This is a genomic window from Marinomonas alcarazii (assembly GCF_003208215.1).
GTDB lineage: Bacteria > Pseudomonadota > Gammaproteobacteria > Pseudomonadales > Marinomonadaceae > Marinomonas > Marinomonas alcarazii.
On sequence record NZ_QKLW01000001.1, the window covers coordinates 261,807 to 277,112 of the forward strand.

The following is a 15,306-nucleotide window of genomic DNA, read 5'->3' on the forward strand; positions in this document are numbered from 1 at the left end:
ACACACCTTAGTTGTTAATAGATATTCGTGTTTCGCTAAAATGCTAAACATAGCAAAGCCCCATGTCTATGAGGCTTTGCTTGTCATACTGTTTAATCAGCACTTAACGATTATTAGACAAGTTAGATTTTGCAAGCACCGCCAGCGCAATCATCCATGTCTTCTTGCTTGTCATCTGCACCATCACGTGTGTTGTGATAGTAGAGTGTTTTTACGCCTAATTTGTACGCTGTTAGAAGGTCTTTCAAAATTACCTTCATTGGTACTTTTTGAGCATCAAACTTCTGTGGATCATAGTTTGTGTTTGCCGAGATAGCTTGGTCGACAAACTTCTGCATAATACCAACGAGTTGTAGGTAGCCATCGTTAGATGGGATGCTCCACAATAACTCGTAGTTTTCTTTTAGGCGTTCAAACTCAGGCACAACTTGTTTCAGAATGCCATCTTTACTGGCTTTGACGGAGACGAAACCACGTGGTGGCTCAATACCGTTTGTCGCGTTACTGATCTGAGACGACGTTTCAGATGGCATTAACGCGGTTAGCGTGGAGTTACGCAGACCGTGAGTCACGATTTCTGAACGCAGTGTTTCCCAGTCATAAACAAGTTCTGGAGACACTATGTTATCGATTTCCTTTTTATAGGAATCGATCGGCAAAATACCTTTAGAGTAAGTTGTTTCGTTGAAAGCTAAGCAAGGGCCAAATTCTTTTGCCAACTTGTTGGACGCTTTCAATAGGAAGTATTGAATGGCTTCGAACGTTTTATGCGTTAGCTCGTTTGCGCTGCCGTCAGAGTATTTAACACCGTTTTTCGCTAGGTAATAAGCGTAGTTGATAACACCCACACCTAAAGTACGGCGTAACTCAGTGGCACGTTGTGCTGCTGGAATTGGGTAGTTCTGGTAATCCAACAATGCATCGAGAGCACGGACGATTAGCTCAGACAATTCTTCAAGCTCGTCTAGATTTTCTAGGGCGCCTAGGTTGAATGCAGACAATGTACAAAGTGCAATCTCACCTTCAGGGTCATCAATGCGATTTAGTGGCTTGGTTGGCAGTGCAATTTCCAAACACAAGTTACTTTGCTTAACAGGAGCAACTTTAGGATCAAATGGGCTGTGAGTATTACAGTGATCCACGTTCTGTAAGTAAATACGACCTGTGCTAGCACGTTCAGAAGCAAACAGCGTAAATAGCTCTGTCGCTTTGATTGTTTGCTTGCGAATAGAAGGGTCTTGCTCATACATGGTGTATAGGCGATCGAACTCTTCTTGGTCAGCAAAAAAGGCATCGTATAAGCCAGGTACATCTGATGGGCTAAACAATGTGATATTGCCGCCTTTGATCAAACGTTGGTACATCAAACGGTTGAACTGAACACCATAATCTAAGTGACGTACGCGGTTTTCTTCTACACCACGGTTGTTTTTCAATACTAATAGGCTTTCGACTTCTAGGTGCCAAATAGGGTAAAACACCGTTGCAGCACCACCACGAACGCCGCCTTGTGAACAGCTTTTTACTGCTGTTTGGAAGTGCTTGTAGAATGGAATACAGCCAGTGTGGAAGGCTTCACCGCCACGAATGGCGCTGCCCAAGGCACGAATCGCACCCGCATTTACACCAATACCAGCACGTTGGCTAACGTACTTAACGATGGCGCTGGATGTTGCGTTGATAGAGTCTAAAGAGTCACCACACTCAATTAGTACACAGCTACTAAACTGACGTGTAGGTGTACGAATACCAGACATGATAGGTGTTGGTAATGAAATCTTAAACTTAGAGACGGCATCATAGAAACGGCGAATAAGGTTCAAGCGATCTTTTGGCTCATACTCAGCAAATAGGCAAGCCGCAACTAGGATGTAGATAAACTGAGGGCTTTCGTAAATATCACCGCTAACGCGGTTTTGCACTAAGTATTTGCCTTCAAGCTGTTTGACGGCCGCGTAGGAAAAATTCATATCACGAGAGTGGTCAATGAATTCGTTTAGCTGATTGAACTCTTCTTCAGAGTACTTTTCTAGCAATTGCGCGTCATAACGCTTTTGCTGAACAAGATTTTTTACATGCGCGTAAAGGTGCGGTGGCTCAAAATCACCAAAGGCCTTTTTACGTAAGTGAAAGATGGCTAGGCGAGCGGCTAGGTATTGATAATCAGGCGTATGTTCAGAAATCAAATCTGCAGCAGACTTGATTAGTGTCTCGTGGATATCGGTAGTACGAATGCCTTCAAAAAATTGAATTCGCGCTTTTAGTTCCACTTGGGAAACAGAGACATTTTCTAAACCTTCAGCAGCCCATGCTATGACTTTATGGATCTTTTCTAGGTTGATGTTTTCGGTCTTCCCGTTACGTTTAGTAACTGTGAGAGTGCTCATGCCTTAACTTCCCATTAGTGCATTATAAAAAGAGGAGAAATACTCTATGTAGTATGTGCTTTAAAAGTGACACACTATATGTAGTGCTTCGTTAACAATATGTAACGAACAATAGTGCTCATTTGAATGAAAATCAAGGCTTGAAAAAAACTCGAAAATGATAAACAGAAAATGCCGAAGTGGTCACTTACTTTACTTGCCCGACAAAGCGTAAAGTTAGCAATTGGCAATAGCATAAAATCTATTTTTATCTATTTTTATCTATTTTTTCGATGAAAAAAACTCACCTAATTCCATGCACGATCTGCGCGCAAAAAGTAATCAAGGTGCAAGGTTCAGCACCATTTTGACGCTGCCGACAAGAGCAAATAACACCAGCTGATGAAGCAGATATATTGGCAAGGCATAACGTCCCATAAAGCATAATAGGCTAATGACAAGGTTATTAGGTGTAGGTAGTTTATGTAGTTGTAGATAACCAAGTAGTGGTCCGATTAAAACAACGCCTATCCATGGGAATGGGAAAACAATGTCTAAGGTTCTTTGTGGTATAGCAATGTACTGGGTGATGGTTGAAAACGCATTTGGAAAATGCAGCCAATCTGTTGCATGGTATGTGACAATAATGACGGCTCCAATAGCGGCAGAGACAATAGGCCATTTTGCGACAGGTCTAGTGATCAGCGACGCGATGAAGATAAAGTGTAGGATACCAAAGTAAATCCATTGATTAGGGACAGCGAGATAGGTTGCAAGGGAAAGTCCCGCAGCGCAAATAAAAAGTTTCAGATCCCGCTTCCAGAAAGAAGGTTTGGCTTTTTCTGTAAGCACAAGGTAGGTTGACCAGCCAACAGCCGAAAGAAATAAAGTCAGTATGACGCTACGGAAATATACCCAGAATGGGTCATAAATAGAGAAGTCTACAAAGCCAAAATTGCGTAAATCCCAACAAAAATGAAAAATGATCATTAGCAGCACTGCGGTGCCACGATACACGTCTAAAAAAGCACTGCGTTTGGTTGATCCAGAAAGGGGAGAGGATTGCATTGTCGTCCAAGGGAAATAGGTTAGTGAGTATTCGGCCATCATACCGATACTCATTTTCTAGCTCAAGCTTGCAGGGGCTTATGTCACAGCTGCAGTCTAGACTGTTTTGGGAAAGAGAAAGTTTAACGATGTTTGGGCATGAGGTGTCAGTGCCTAGGCAGGTGGCGTTTATTGCCGATGAAGGCGTCTGTTATCGTTATTCTGGTAAAGACCATCTTGGCACAGGTTGGCCTGATTGGTTGTTGGCGATTAAAAAAGAAGCGGAGAGCCTTGCTCAGCAGCCCTTTAATGCAGTCTTGCTGAATTGGTATCAAGACGGTGATGAGTACATGGGGTGGCATGCAGATGACGAGAAAGCCCTAGGGCCAGCGCCGGTAGTGGCTATGCTGAGTCTCGGAGCAACACGTCCGTTTTTATTTCGCTTAAAAGCCAACCACGTGATTAAACATAAGGTGGAATTGGAACATGCGAGCTGGCTAATTATGTCCGCTTCAACACAAGTTCTGTGGCAGCATTCTTTGCCTGTGAGAAAGCGCATCAAAGAGGAGCGAATAAGCTTAACTTTTCGTCTCCTACTTTGACTTTGACATTATGGCGCTTTGCGCGTTATAGCCCATTCGTTGTCAGTGTGCGTGTAGCAAATTCGGTCATGAAGTCGACTTGGTCGGCCTTGCCAAAATTCAATGAATACAGGTTTTAGAACGTAACCACCCCAATTGTCAGGACAAGGTACTTCTTGATCCATGAAAGCTTGCTCTTCTTGTTTAAAGGCTTGTTGAAGTGCGTCGCGGCTTTCTATTGTGGCGCTTTGCTTTGATGTTCTCGCGGCAAGCTGGCTAGCACGAGGTCGACTTGCAAAGTAGGTCTCTGAAGCCTCTCGTGACACTTTTTCTATGGTACCTTCGATTCGAACCTGGCGAGATAGTGCGGGCCAGAAGAAAGTTATGCAGGCTTTGTTATTTTGAGCGAGCTGTTGGCCTTTTTCACTGTCGTAATTGGTGAAAAAAGAAAAGCCTGCATCATTACGCTGTTTCAGTAGCACGACGCGAGAATGAGGCCAGCCAGCTGAATCAACTGTGCTTAATACCATAGCCGTTGGATCATCAGGGCAGACATCAATGGCTTTTTCTAGCCAAGCATCAAATAAAGCAAGCGGGTCATTTCCGGCTTGTGCTTCTAGAAGATCGTCGAATTGGTAGTCACGACGAATAGAATGAAGGTCTCTGTTCATGATTAAATCCGGTAAGTAGTAGTGGTCATGACTTTGGATACTTGGGTCATGATAGCCATAATCGGTTTTGGAAATTCATAGCCTCCAGCATCCAGTGCCATGGCTTTGTGTTTGGCTTCGTCAATGTGCATTTGCTCTAGTACAGCTTTGCTTTTTTCATCTTGCACAGGCAGAGCGGCCATGTGTTTTTGAAGGTGAACACAAACTTGATCTTCTGTTGCAGCAACAAAGCCCAAGCTTAATTTATCACTGATCAAACCAGCACCTGCACCAATGATAAAAGAGGCACCATAAAATAATGGGTTCAGAATACTTGGTTTACTGCCGAGGTCATAAAGACGCTGTTCACACCATACTAAATGATCAATCTCTTCATCGGCAGCATGCTCCATTTCTTCCCGTACTTTTGGTAGCTTTGCCGTGGTTGCTTGGCCTGCGTAAAGGGCTTGTGCACAGACTTCGCCAGTATGATTAATGCGCATTAGTCCAGAAGAGTGTGTTCTTTCTGCGTGGGTTAGCTCTGTTTCTTCTAGCGTCATGGCAGGAGAAGGGCGAGAGGCATTTGCTGCATGCGGCACCAGAGTTTGAAGTGCTCGGTCAAACTGAAGTACAGCTTTATCTAGAAAAGAGATCATGGTATTTCCTCTTGTTAACCGGGTGGCCATGTCATTGCACGACCGCCCAATACATGCATATGAATATGATAGACGGTTTGCCCACCCATTTCGTTGCAATTCATTGCCACACGATATCCAGCGTCGCTGATGCCTTTCTGTTTTGCTATTTTGGCAGCGGTGATTTGCAGTTTGCCAACCACTGAGGCGTCGGCATCAGTAAGATCGTTTAGCGTACTAATATGGCGTTTGGGGATGACTAGAAAATGCGTTGGCGCTTGAGGCATGATGTCCTCAAAAGCGATAACATCATCGTCTTCAAATAGTACGGTTGCCGGGATATCCCCTTTTACTATTTTGCAAAATAAACAGTCCATATTGTCTCCTTTGATGAGTATTATTCAAGGTTGCTGATGTTGCTTCAAGGTGTTTTGCGCAAAGGATTGACCCGTGACAAAGATGTGTTCCTTAATCGATCGCCTTTCTGAATTAGCTTAGACAGTTGTTGCTCAAGTTGATTGTCTAATTCAGCACAGGCTAAGAGTCCATCAAAACCAAGCTTGCGTGCATAGTCTAGGGACATCTTAACATTGTTACTAATCAGCAAACACTGATCTTCGACGCGCATTAAAGGCATCAGTCTTTGTTGTGTGATGTGAGGGATGTGCCCGCCATTATCAAACACTAAAATGATAGATCCCGATTTTCTTTTTTCGGGTTGCTCAAGATGCTCTAATAAATTTTCTAGCGTGGTGACATGTTCTATGCGATTACTGTGGCTTTGTAATATCGATAGTGCTTTTTGTAGGTCGTCATCCAGTTGGCCAAACAAAATAATATTGAAGTGCTGTTGTTGTGATAGGTGATCGCTGGTGGTTGGGCGAATATGGATGCTGATTGGCAGTTTGATACTAATACAGCGTTCATTGTCTATGGTCTTCATGCTTCCATCTAAATAGCGAATAAGCAGCAAAATATAATGCAGTCCAAGGTCGAAGCTACTGGGTTCTTGGATTCTAGTTGGAATCGGGCAGCAATTAATTTCTAGTTCTGTTATGCCGTCTCGATTGCTCTCATGGCGAGTGATATCCAGTGTTAAGGTTTGATCCGTAAAATGTTTGAATTCTTGCACTAGGGTTTCGATCAATTGTTGTAATATCGTGGCGTTTTGCAGCACTTCAACATGGTCAGTGTTGTGAGTATTTAGCTCGATAAAAGTGCCGTCTTGGTCTAAGCGTTGAATATTATTGTAGGCGCGGTCTATTAATTGATTAAGTGGCTGAGGGTAAGGCTGTGCTGGTGGCGTATTGTCTTTAATGTCGCTTAATAGATCGATTCGCTCAATGATGTTTTTAAGGTTGTTGTTGGCGGTTTGGCTACTCGCTATAAAGGGTTTAACGTCTTTCGATGTTGTGACCTTTTCAAGGTGCGATAATCCGCCACCCAGTATGTTTATATGACGTCGTAAGCGATTTGAAATGTCGGCTAAAAAATCCATCACCTCGGTTTGATTGTATTGGCCTTTGAGTGTGTTCTTTTGGATTAGTGGCGTGGCTTGCACTATCATGCCGGAGAAATGAATCATGGCTTCCAAAATGATCGTGATGGTCATGCCCCATTCAAATAAGACAACGCTCGGGATAATGCCATAGACCGATAAGATCCATATGAAATGCCCTGTTAGTAGAGTAAGTCTGGCGGCCAAATAGTAGCCAGAAAATGGAATGTTTTTAAGAAACGCAATGATGGCATGGACGGTTAAAAGTAATAAAGTGCCTACCACAATGAGAGACAGCACTTTGATGTTTATAACATTTGGTGTCACGCTAAAAATAATGGCAAAGATGCCATTGATAGTGCCCACTGTGATTAAAATTTTATCAATGCTGGGCAGGTGCGCCTTGGTGTTCAGGTACAGCCTGGAGAAAAATACGATCGCGCATAAACAGGCGAGAGACGATAGATTGTACATACGCTCTTGAATATTGCTTTGGTCGGGAAAAAACTGCGCGACCTGGTCATGGATTGAGAGGTGTAAAACCACAATGCCAACCAGCAAAAAGCTATAAATCAAGTACATCGGATGAGATGTCTTGACGTAAAAGAAGATATTGCAAACAAACAGGGTGAACAGAATGCCAATCAACACGCCTGTGATCATCTGCTCTTGTTGTGAATCTTGGCTTATCCTAGATAGGGTTTTAAGCTCAATATCGGCATTGATTGGTAAATGGGAAGAAAGCTTAAGGTACAGGGTAAAAACCGGCGGTGGATTAGCAGGGATCGAAAAAATGTAATGTGGTGCTTTTACCTGCCTGTTGTTATAGGGTCTTGCGCCGCCAAGCTCTACTTGAACCTGCCCTTTAGGTAACGTAGGCAAATAAATGTCTAGATATTGCAGTCTTGGGGAATTAACTTCTAAGAGGACTGGGGTGTTGTCGGTTGTTCGTATGGCAACTTCAGTGCGAATCCAGATGTTACCTTCTACCATTCCGAGCTGAAAGTAGTCGCTATTAATGGGGCGGAATTGCTTGGCGTAAGCATCAGATGAAATATCATCAAGAGAAAGTACTTTATTTTTGTCGATAAAATATGAGCCAGTTTGACTGATATTAGCCACATCATGGCTTTCATCTATGATAGCTATGGTGTTAACACCCCATACGGTGTTGGAGATGCAGAGTATAAATAGTAAAATCAGTCGATTAAACAAAATGCTGGCCTAAGCAGATTCAATAAAGGCTATTATTAACTAGATAGGGGATCGAATGCTATATCCAATTTTAGTGGAGTATTATGTTTGGTTTAGCATACTGCTTCTAGGTGTCACTTGGTTTGCAAGGCAGAAAAAACCAGCAACACGCACCAACCTCATGTACGGCTACGGAATGATTGCTGCTTTGGGCTTTGTGCTAGGGTTAGATTGGGTTGCAGGGATTATCTTTGGCCTGTTGGTATTGGAATTGGGACGACTGTTTAAAGCTTGGTTAGACAAAAAAGAGTCTCAGCTAAAAAAATAAGTCATACGCCTAAAAAGGTATTAAATGTAAAAAAGGCCTCAACGTGAGGCCTTTTTATTTTGTGCTATAGAGGGATTATTTCTGCTCGCGAGCAATGGCACGATGACCAATGTCGGTGCGGAAATAAACCTTGTCCCAAGACAATGTGTTTACCACATCGTAAGCGGCTGATTGAGCTTGAGCAACGGTATCGCCAAGAGCAACTGCACAAAGAACACGGCCGCCATTAGTAACCACTTGGCCGTCCTTCAATGCAGTACCTGCTTGAAAGACTTTTTGACCTTCAGCAAGCACTGTATCCAAACCAGAAATTACATCGCCTTTCGCGTAATCTGCAGGGTAACCGCCAGCAGCAAGAACAACACCTAAGCTGGCACGAGGGTCCCAGTCTGCTTCGACTGTATCCAGTTTGCCATTAACGGCAGCTAAACACATTTGCGCCAAGTCAGAGCGTAAACGCATCATGATAGGTTGAGTTTCTGGGTCACCAAAACGGCAGTTGTATTCCAATGTTTTTGGTGTGCCGTCAGCGGTAATCATCACGCCAGCGTATAGGAAACCACGGTAACGGTTGCCTTCAGCATTCATGCCTTTTACGGTTGGCATAATAACTTCATTCATAATGCGATCATGAATTTCAGGTGTTACAACAGGGGCAGGAGAGTAGGCACCCATACCGCCAGTGTTTGGACCTAGGTCGCCATTATCGCGAGCTTTGTGGTCTTGGCTGGTCGCCATAGGTAAAACCGTTTCACCGTCGACCATGCAAATAAAGCTGGCTTCTTCGCCAACCAAGAACTCTTCAATAACAACACGGCTGCCGGCATCGCCAAAAGAGTTGCCTTGCAGCATGTCTTCAACTGCTGCAATGGCTTCCGCTTCTGTTTGGGCCAAGATAACGCCTTTGCCAGCGGCCAAGCCATCTGCTTTCACCACAATCGGAGCGCCTTGTTGTTTGATGTAAGCAACAGCAGGTTCGATTTCGGTGAAGTTGCCGTAAGAAGCCGTTGGGATGTTATGGCGAGCCAAGAAGTCTTTGGTGAAGGCTTTAGAGCCTTCTAATTGTGCTGCCGCAGCCGTTGGGCCAAAGATAGCCAAGCCTTCTTTTTCAAATGCATCAACCACACCAATAACCAATGGTGCTTCAGGACCAACAATCGTTAGATCGATGTTTTCTTTTTTGGCGAAAGCAACAAGGTCAGCAATGTCTGTTACGCCAATGTTGACATTTTCTACTTTATTTTCTGATGCTGAGCCTGCGTTGCCAGGAGCAACAAAGACTTTTTCTACTTGATCAGATTCAGCGGTTTTCCATGCTAGAGCATGTTCGCGTCCGCCGTTACCAATGATAAGAACTTTCATTATCTAATCCTTTGTATTACGAGCCAGAGACCGCAGTCTCTGGCGACTATCAAGCTTTGTATTTACTAAAAGTGCCGATTGGTGACACTGTCTTAGTGGCGGAAGTGACGCATGCCTGTGAAGACCATCGCCATACCTGCTTCGTCTGCGGCTGCGATAACTTCTTCATCGCGCATAGAGCCGCCTGGCTGAATAACGGCTGTAATGCCTGCTTGTGCAGCGGCATCGATGCCATCACGGAATGGGAAGAAGGCATCAGACGCCATAACAGAGCCAACAACTTCTAAATTTTCGTCTGCTGCTTTAATGCCAGCAATTTTAGCGCTGTAAACACGGCTCATTTGGCCTGCGCCTACACCGATTGTTTGTTCTGCTTTCGCATAAACAATGGCATTAGACTTAACGAATTTAGCGACTTTCCAAGCGAACAATAGGTCTTTTAGCTCAGCTTCGCTAGGTTGGCGCTTAGAAACCACTTTTAAGTCAGCGAGAGTGATGTTGCCATCATCGCGGTCTTGCACCAACAAACCACCATTAACGCGTTTGTAGTCCAATGCTGCTGGCTTGTCAGTTGACCATTGGCCGCACTCAAGTAGGCGAACGTTTTGTTTGGTAGCGACAATGTCAGAAGCTTCTTTGCTGATGCTTGGGGCAATAATCACTTCAACGAATTGACGATCAACAATGGCTTGGGCTGTTTTTGCATCAAGCTCTTGATTAAATGCAATGATGCCTCCGAAAGCAGACGTTGGGTCTGTTTGGAAAGCAAGATCATAAGCTTCAAATTGCGTTGCTGCTGTTGCAACGCCACAAGGGTTAGCGTGTTTTACGATAACGCAAGCAGGCTTGTCGAAGCTTTTTACGCACTCAAGTGCTGCATCAGTGTCGGCAATATTGTTGTAAGACAGTGCTTTGCCTTGGATTTGTTTCGCTGTGCTGATAGAGGCTTCTTTCGGGTTTGCCTCAACGTAGAAAGCGGCTTTTTGATGAGGGTTTTCACCATAGCGCATTTCTTCTTGTTTATTGAATTGTAAGTTAAATGTGCGAGCGAAGTTTTCGCTGCCGCCAGGTACTTTTTTGCCTAGGAAATTTGCAATAGCGCCATCGTAATGTGATGTATGCTCAAAGGCTTGAACAGCTAGGTCAAAACGCTGATCGTACGTTAAGCCGCCATCTGCTTTAAGAGAAGCCAAGATGCCTTCGTAGCTAGATGGAGAAACAACAATGGCAACGTCTTTGTGGTTTTTCGCAGCGGAACGAACCATTGTTGGGCCACCAATGTCGATGTTTTCAATAGCCATTGGTAGGTCGCAATCAGGGCGTTCAATCGTCGCTTCAAATGGGTAAAGGTTAACAACCACCATGTCGATTTCTTCGATGCCGTGTTCTTTCATGATGGCGCCGTCGATGTCACGACGACCAAGAATGCCACCGTGTACTTTAGGGTGTAGGGTTTTTACGCGGCCATCCATCATTTCAGGGAAGCCCGTGTAGTCAGACACTTCTGTCGCTTTAACGTTGTTGTCCAATAAAAGACGGTAAGTACCACCCGTTGAAAGAATTTCAACGCCTTGAGCTGCTAGTTCGCGTGCAAAGTCGACAATGCCTGTTTTGTCGGAAACACTGATTAACGCTCGTTTGATTGGAGTTACTGTATTTTGATTTGCCATCATGGTTCTCGCGGTTAATTTAACACTAAATAAAACAAGGGGAAGATAAGACGAAAAAAAGGGCGAATTCGCCCTTTTTTTCTTTGTGCTTATAGCATGCCGTATTGCTTCAACTTCTTGCGAAGTGTGCCTCGGTTTAATCCAAGGATGGTGGATGCTTTGGTTTGGTTATCCTTTGTGTAGCTCATGACAGACTCTAGCAAAGGCGCCTCAACCTCGGCTAAGACTAACTGATATAAGTCTGTTATTGGCTGCCCATCGAGATGAGCGAAATAGTTTTGTAGGGCTTTTTCAACATTGTCACGTAGGGTTTGTGACTGCTCTGAAGAAGCGGCTTGAAACGTATGTGTATGAGTTTGTTCTACCACAGAATGACCTTCTATTTTTTAAAGCTAACCATTTATTAATGTGTGTTGATCATCGTAGAGAAGAGTGATCCAACTCGTCTTTCAGATGATCGTAGCATTAATGTGTAAGGTTCGTTTGCCTATTGGCAAACAAAGAACTCTTCCAATTTATCAAGTTGTTCTTGCGTATTATCAATACGATTAAACAAGCTGCGAAATTGTGTTTTATCCGCTAACGTTTGCAAGTACCAACCAACGTGTTTGCGAGCAATACGCACGCCTAAATAGTCACCGTAAAACTGGTGCAAAGCGCCAACGTGGTTAATAACAAGCTGCCTCACCTCAGATAAAGATGGAGGTGCTAACAATTCATTTGTTTGTAAATAATGGTTTATTTCTCGAAAAATCCATGGTCTTCCTTGAGCGGCTCGACCAATCATTATGCCGTCCGCTTGGGTGTAATCTTTCACAAATTTTGCAGTCTGTGCGTCTTTGATATCCCCATTGGCAAAAATGGGGATGCTCAAATGATGTTTGATCTCTGCAATTGTGTCGTATTCAACTTGTCCTTGGAATTTACATTCCCGTGTTCGTCCATGAATGGCTAATGCTTGAATGCCAATATCTTCGGCCATTTTTGCTATAGCAAGACCGTTCTTCTGATCGAGACTCCATCCAGTACGGATTTTCAGAGTGACTGGAACAGAAACACTATTTACAACCGATTCCAGTATTTCACGAACCAAGGTTTCATCTTTTAGTAATGCAGAGCCAGCGGCTTTGTTGCACACTTTTTTCGCAGGGCAACCCATGTTGATATCAATGATTTGTGCGCCTAGCTCGACATTTTGTTGAGCTGCTTCAGCCATCATTACTGGGTCGCCACCTGCGATCTGAACGGATCTTGGTGAGACTTCTGCGTCGTGTATTAGACGATGGCGGCTTTTAGTCGAGTTCCACAGGCGAACATCAGAAGTAACCATTTCTGATACGACCAAGCCTGCACCTTGGTCATGGCAAAGGCGGCGAAAAGGCAAATCTGTTACTCCCGCCATAGGGGCTAGAATGACAGGTTTGTCTACGCAATATGGGCCAATTGCAAATGCCATGATGTTCCTGAATACTGGATTGAATGTTAAAGATCGTCGACAGTGTCGAGCGGGCGTGAATAATACCTAGGCAATCGTCATTTTTGAAGTCTTGACAGCATAAAAACTGACTATTTTTTGTTCTTTTTTTGACCTTAGTGGCAAATCAGCGAAAAGAGCGCTTTGTACCGAGCTACAAGCATGGCCAAGACGAGGAAAAAAAGACGAAAACCAAATAACTGCATTAGTGCAGCAATGCAAAACTCTGAAAAATTAGTACGAGCGAGTGTTGGCTGGGAACGCCCTAAGTTGATGGGTGACAGCACGAGCACCTGGGTCTTGGATTGGAATAACCAAATGGATTGGGGTACTTGGTGGCATATAGGTAATGTCTAAGAAGTCTTTGTGTAAATAATCATTTGGTGCAAAGAGTCTCGCAGCAACAGGAAGGCCATTTAAGTCGAAAAATTCCAGAGCAATTTTCGGCATAGGTTGTGAAAAATCACTGGTGTTGGTGATGATGGCATTCACCAACAAAGTGTTCGGAATGGTCGGATGACTTTGTATTCTAACATGCTGGATGGAGATGGCGCTGACGTCTTCAAAACCAGGTAGTACACAGCCAGTATACGAACATAAGGTTCGGTACAGTGATCTGAAATTGGACGAGCGGCTGCCTTCATCAAAAAAGTGCATCGCCACTTGGGCTGATAATAAGGCCGCGCCAAATAAAGTGGCGAAAAACCATAGCCAAGGGTGAGATTTCTTCTTACGAGTCGTCTCTTCGGCATCGCCTAATAACGGCGCCAAACTTTGCTGGGCAGAAAGTTGTTCTAAAATAGAGTGTTGGTTTTTGATGTCGGATGGTCGTGTTTGCTCGGCGGCAGACTGAGCCAGCGAGTGCAGCGCGACCATGTAATCAGGCTCGATATGTGGTTCTGCTATTTTAGCTTCTGTTTTTGTCGTTTCTGTTTTTGCTGAAGACGCGGTGCTTTTAGGTGTTGGCTTCTTAGTATCAATCGTATTGGAGGTCGATTTAAGTGCGGCCTCAACTTCTGCTAATTCGACTTCCCATGGCGCAGGTTCATCAGTCTTCGGTGTTGTCTCTTTGGTGGTGCTGGCTTCTACCGCTGATTTTTCGGGCGAGGTCGTGGTTTTTTGCTCTTTCTCTTTACGAGAGGGTTCTGTTTTATGACCAAGAGGGTAAAGGTCTTCGTCATCGAACAGAGTGTGTAGCCAATCTGGGTTGACGATGTCGTCAGCTGGCGTGAATTGTTCTTGGTTGGGGTAGCTCTGATTGTATGGCGATACTGGCGGAGGTGGTAAATCCGATTTTTCTGAGCTATTCGCTAGCGCTGTTTCTTTTGCTTGGGCTTTGCTTTCTTGCTTAACTTCACGCTTTTGTGTTTTCTCGACTTGCTGTAGACCGTTACCGGCCTCGAAGATATGAAAGCATTGCCCACATCGTACTTTCCCCTTGGCCATGCTTAATACCTCGTCGGTGACACGAAATGCAGTAGAACATTTTGGGCATCGAGTGATAAAGCTATTGGCCATGAGGTGTGTTTTCCTATTTAAGCGTTACTAAATGGGGGTTATGCGTTTTTGGTTGCCACAATACGAACCCATTCTTCCTTTTCAGTGATGTCGTCTATCGTAAACCATTCTTGATAGGCTTCAATGACTTCTTTAGCTTGGTTGGCAAGAATGCCGGATAACGCTAATTGTCCGTTCGTCTTAACCAGCGCTGAAATGGTTGGGGCAAGGTGGGCAAGTGGGCCTGCCAAAATATTGGCTACCACAATATCCGCTTGTAGGTCAGACTCATACGGTGGCAACTTGACTTCAATTCTACTTGGGTCAATGTTGTTGCGTTCAGCATTGGCTTGCGTGGCTTGAACGGCTTGTGGGTCTATGTCTATTCCCACCATGTTAGTAGCGCCAAGCAACAAACCTGCAATGCCTAGGATGCCAGAGCCACAACCATAGTCGATAATGGTTTTGTCTTGGCAGTCAATGCTGTCTAACCATTGTAAGCAAAGAGCCGTTGTAGGGTGTGTTCCTGTACCAAATGCCAAGCCAGGGTCCAACATAAGCGTTACCGCTTTTGGATCTGGGACTTCTCTCCAGCTAGGGCAAACCCAGAGGCGTTCGCCAAATTGGATTGGGTGGTAACTGTCCATCCATTCGCGTTCCCAGTCTTTGTCTTCCAGAATCTCTATTTTCATATCGATGTCGGATTCATTGATAGAGGCGGCTTTATGCTCAATCACAGGGCGAATATGTTCAATGTCTGCATCAGCTTCAAATAAGCCCGTGACTTTGGTGTTTTTCCATAATGGTGTGGTGTTCAGGTCTGGTTCGTAAACCGGATCATCGTGAACGTCTTCAAAGGTAACAACCAAAGCACCGCAGTCAAGAAGCGTGTCTTCAAAGGCTGGGACATGATCGGGAGTAGTATGGATGCGTATTTGAAGCCAAGGCATAAAGTGGAGTCCAACAATAAATAAACAGGAATAGAATAGCGAAGCTTGGGGCGA

The 15,306-nt window shown here is 44.3% G+C and carries 14 protein-coding genes; 2 read left to right on the plus strand and 12 right to left on the minus strand.

Features of this window, described 5'->3' with window-relative positions:
- Positions 1-122: 122 nt before the first annotated feature.
- Entirely contained in the window at positions 123-2,387 is a 2,265-nt protein-coding gene (nrdA, locus tag DFP75_RS01135) for a class 1a ribonucleoside-diphosphate reductase subunit alpha (protein ID WP_110571664.1), read from the minus strand.
- 321 nt (positions 2,388-2,708) lie between these two features.
- Positions 2,709-3,488, minus strand: a complete 780-nt coding sequence (locus DFP75_RS01140; protein ID WP_245926912.1) for a heparan-alpha-glucosaminide N-acetyltransferase — start codon at positions 3,486-3,488, stop codon at positions 2,709-2,711.
- 26 nt (positions 3,489-3,514) lie between these two features.
- Here DFP75_RS01140 and DFP75_RS01145 point away from each other — a divergent pair, with 26 nt between their 5' ends.
- Positions 3,515-4,015 carry an alpha-ketoglutarate-dependent dioxygenase AlkB family protein gene (locus DFP75_RS01145; RefSeq protein ID WP_245926914.1) on the plus strand — a complete coding sequence of 167 codons (501 nt, stop codon included), beginning with the start codon at positions 3,515-3,517 and terminating at the stop codon, positions 4,013-4,015.
- An 8-nt stretch (positions 4,016-4,023) separates the two neighbouring features.
- Here DFP75_RS01145 and pdxH read toward each other — a convergent pair whose 3' ends face one another.
- From pdxH to DFP75_RS01165, 4 genes are read right to left on the minus strand one after another with little or no spacing between them, the layout of a single operon-like run.
- Entirely contained in the window at positions 4,024-4,665 is a 642-nt protein-coding gene (gene pdxH, locus DFP75_RS01150; RefSeq protein ID WP_110571666.1) for a pyridoxamine 5'-phosphate oxidase, read from the minus strand.
- A 2-nt stretch (positions 4,666-4,667) separates the two neighbouring features.
- On the minus strand, positions 4,668-5,300 hold the full coding sequence (gene coq7 / locus DFP75_RS01155; RefSeq protein WP_110571667.1) for a 2-polyprenyl-3-methyl-6-methoxy-1,4-benzoquinone monooxygenase: 633 nt from the start codon (positions 5,298-5,300) through the stop codon (positions 4,668-4,670).
- A 14-nt stretch (positions 5,301-5,314) separates the two neighbouring features.
- Positions 5,315-5,656, minus strand: a complete 342-nt coding sequence (locus DFP75_RS01160) for a histidine triad nucleotide-binding protein (protein ID WP_110571668.1) — start codon at positions 5,654-5,656, stop codon at positions 5,315-5,317.
- 44 nt (positions 5,657-5,700) lie between these two features.
- Positions 5,701-7,899: a sensor histidine kinase gene (locus tag DFP75_RS01165; protein WP_245926915.1), complete on the minus strand. Its 2,199-nt coding sequence runs from the start codon at positions 7,897-7,899 to the stop codon at positions 5,701-5,703.
- 148 nt (positions 7,900-8,047) lie between these two features.
- Between DFP75_RS01165 and DFP75_RS01170 the strand changes: the two genes are divergently transcribed.
- The gene (locus tag DFP75_RS01170) at positions 8,048-8,299 is read left to right on the plus strand and encodes a hypothetical protein (protein ID WP_110571670.1); all 252 of its coding nucleotides are present in this window, start codon (positions 8,048-8,050) and stop codon (positions 8,297-8,299) included.
- 75 nt (positions 8,300-8,374) lie between these two features.
- On the opposite strand, the gene purD is transcribed toward DFP75_RS01170, so the two are convergent.
- From purD to prmA, 6 genes are all read right to left on the minus strand, one after another.
- The gene (purD, locus tag DFP75_RS01175; protein WP_110571671.1) at positions 8,375-9,661 is read right to left on the minus strand and encodes a phosphoribosylamine--glycine ligase; all 1,287 of its coding nucleotides are present in this window, start codon (positions 9,659-9,661) and stop codon (positions 8,375-8,377) included.
- Between the two features lie 92 nt (positions 9,662-9,753).
- Positions 9,754-11,331, minus strand: coding sequence for a bifunctional phosphoribosylaminoimidazolecarboxamide formyltransferase/IMP cyclohydrolase (gene purH, locus DFP75_RS01180; protein WP_110571672.1), 1,578 nt, complete (start codon positions 11,329-11,331; stop codon positions 9,754-9,756).
- A gap of 89 nt (positions 11,332-11,420) precedes the next feature.
- Positions 11,421-11,699 carry a DNA-binding transcriptional regulator Fis gene (fis, locus tag DFP75_RS01185; protein ID WP_012070668.1) on the minus strand — a complete coding sequence of 93 codons (279 nt, stop codon included), beginning with the start codon at positions 11,697-11,699 and terminating at the stop codon, positions 11,421-11,423.
- A gap of 119 nt (positions 11,700-11,818) precedes the next feature.
- Positions 11,819-12,787 (minus strand): tRNA dihydrouridine synthase DusB, encoded by a 969-nt coding sequence (gene dusB / locus DFP75_RS01190; RefSeq protein ID WP_110571673.1) that lies wholly within the window; start codon positions 12,785-12,787, stop codon positions 11,819-11,821.
- A 252-nt stretch (positions 12,788-13,039) separates the two neighbouring features.
- Complete coding sequence (locus tag DFP75_RS01195) at positions 13,040-14,323, minus strand: DUF3426 domain-containing protein (RefSeq protein ID WP_110571674.1); 1,284 nt, start codon at positions 14,321-14,323, stop codon at positions 13,040-13,042.
- A gap of 38 nt (positions 14,324-14,361) precedes the next feature.
- Positions 14,362-15,252, minus strand: coding sequence for a 50S ribosomal protein L11 methyltransferase (gene prmA, locus DFP75_RS01200; RefSeq protein ID WP_110571675.1), 891 nt, complete (start codon positions 15,250-15,252; stop codon positions 14,362-14,364).
- Positions 15,253-15,306 lie beyond the last annotated feature (54 nt).

What these genes read in the sequence shown, in the direction of transcription:
- pdxH (WP_110571666.1), bottom strand. Translation starts at nt 4,665, where the DNA reads ATGAACAGAGACCTTCATTCTATTCGTCGTGACTACCAATTCGACGAT.
- DFP75_RS01195 (WP_110571674.1), bottom strand. Translation starts at nt 14,323, where the DNA reads ATGGCCAATAGCTTTATCACTCGATGCCCAAAATGTTCTACTGCATTT.
- DFP75_RS01170 (WP_110571670.1), top strand. Translation starts at nt 8,048, where the DNA reads ATGCTATATCCAATTTTAGTGGAGTATTATGTTTGGTTTAGCATACTG.
- DFP75_RS01145 (WP_245926914.1), top strand. Translation starts at nt 3,515, where the DNA reads ATGTCACAGCTGCAGTCTAGACTGTTTTGGGAAAGAGAAAGTTTAACG.
- nrdA (WP_110571664.1), bottom strand. Translation starts at nt 2,387, where the DNA reads ATGAGCACTCTCACAGTTACTAAACGTAACGGGAAGACCGAAAACATC.
- prmA (WP_110571675.1), bottom strand. Translation starts at nt 15,252, where the DNA reads ATGCCTTGGCTTCAAATACGCATCCATACTACTCCCGATCATGTCCCA.
- coq7 (WP_110571667.1), bottom strand. Translation starts at nt 5,300, where the DNA reads ATGATCTCTTTTCTAGATAAAGCTGTACTTCAGTTTGACCGAGCACTT.
- DFP75_RS01140 (WP_245926912.1), bottom strand. Translation starts at nt 3,488, where the DNA reads ATGAGTATCGGTATGATGGCCGAATACTCACTAACCTATTTCCCTTGG.
- purH (WP_110571672.1), bottom strand. Translation starts at nt 11,331, where the DNA reads ATGGCAAATCAAAATACAGTAACTCCAATCAAACGAGCGTTAATCAGT.
- DFP75_RS01160 (WP_110571668.1), bottom strand. Translation starts at nt 5,656, where the DNA reads ATGGACTGTTTATTTTGCAAAATAGTAAAAGGGGATATCCCGGCAACC.
- dusB (WP_110571673.1), bottom strand. Translation starts at nt 12,787, where the DNA reads ATGGCATTTGCAATTGGCCCATATTGCGTAGACAAACCTGTCATTCTA.
- purD (WP_110571671.1), bottom strand. Translation starts at nt 9,661, where the DNA reads ATGAAAGTTCTTATCATTGGTAACGGCGGACGCGAACATGCTCTAGCA.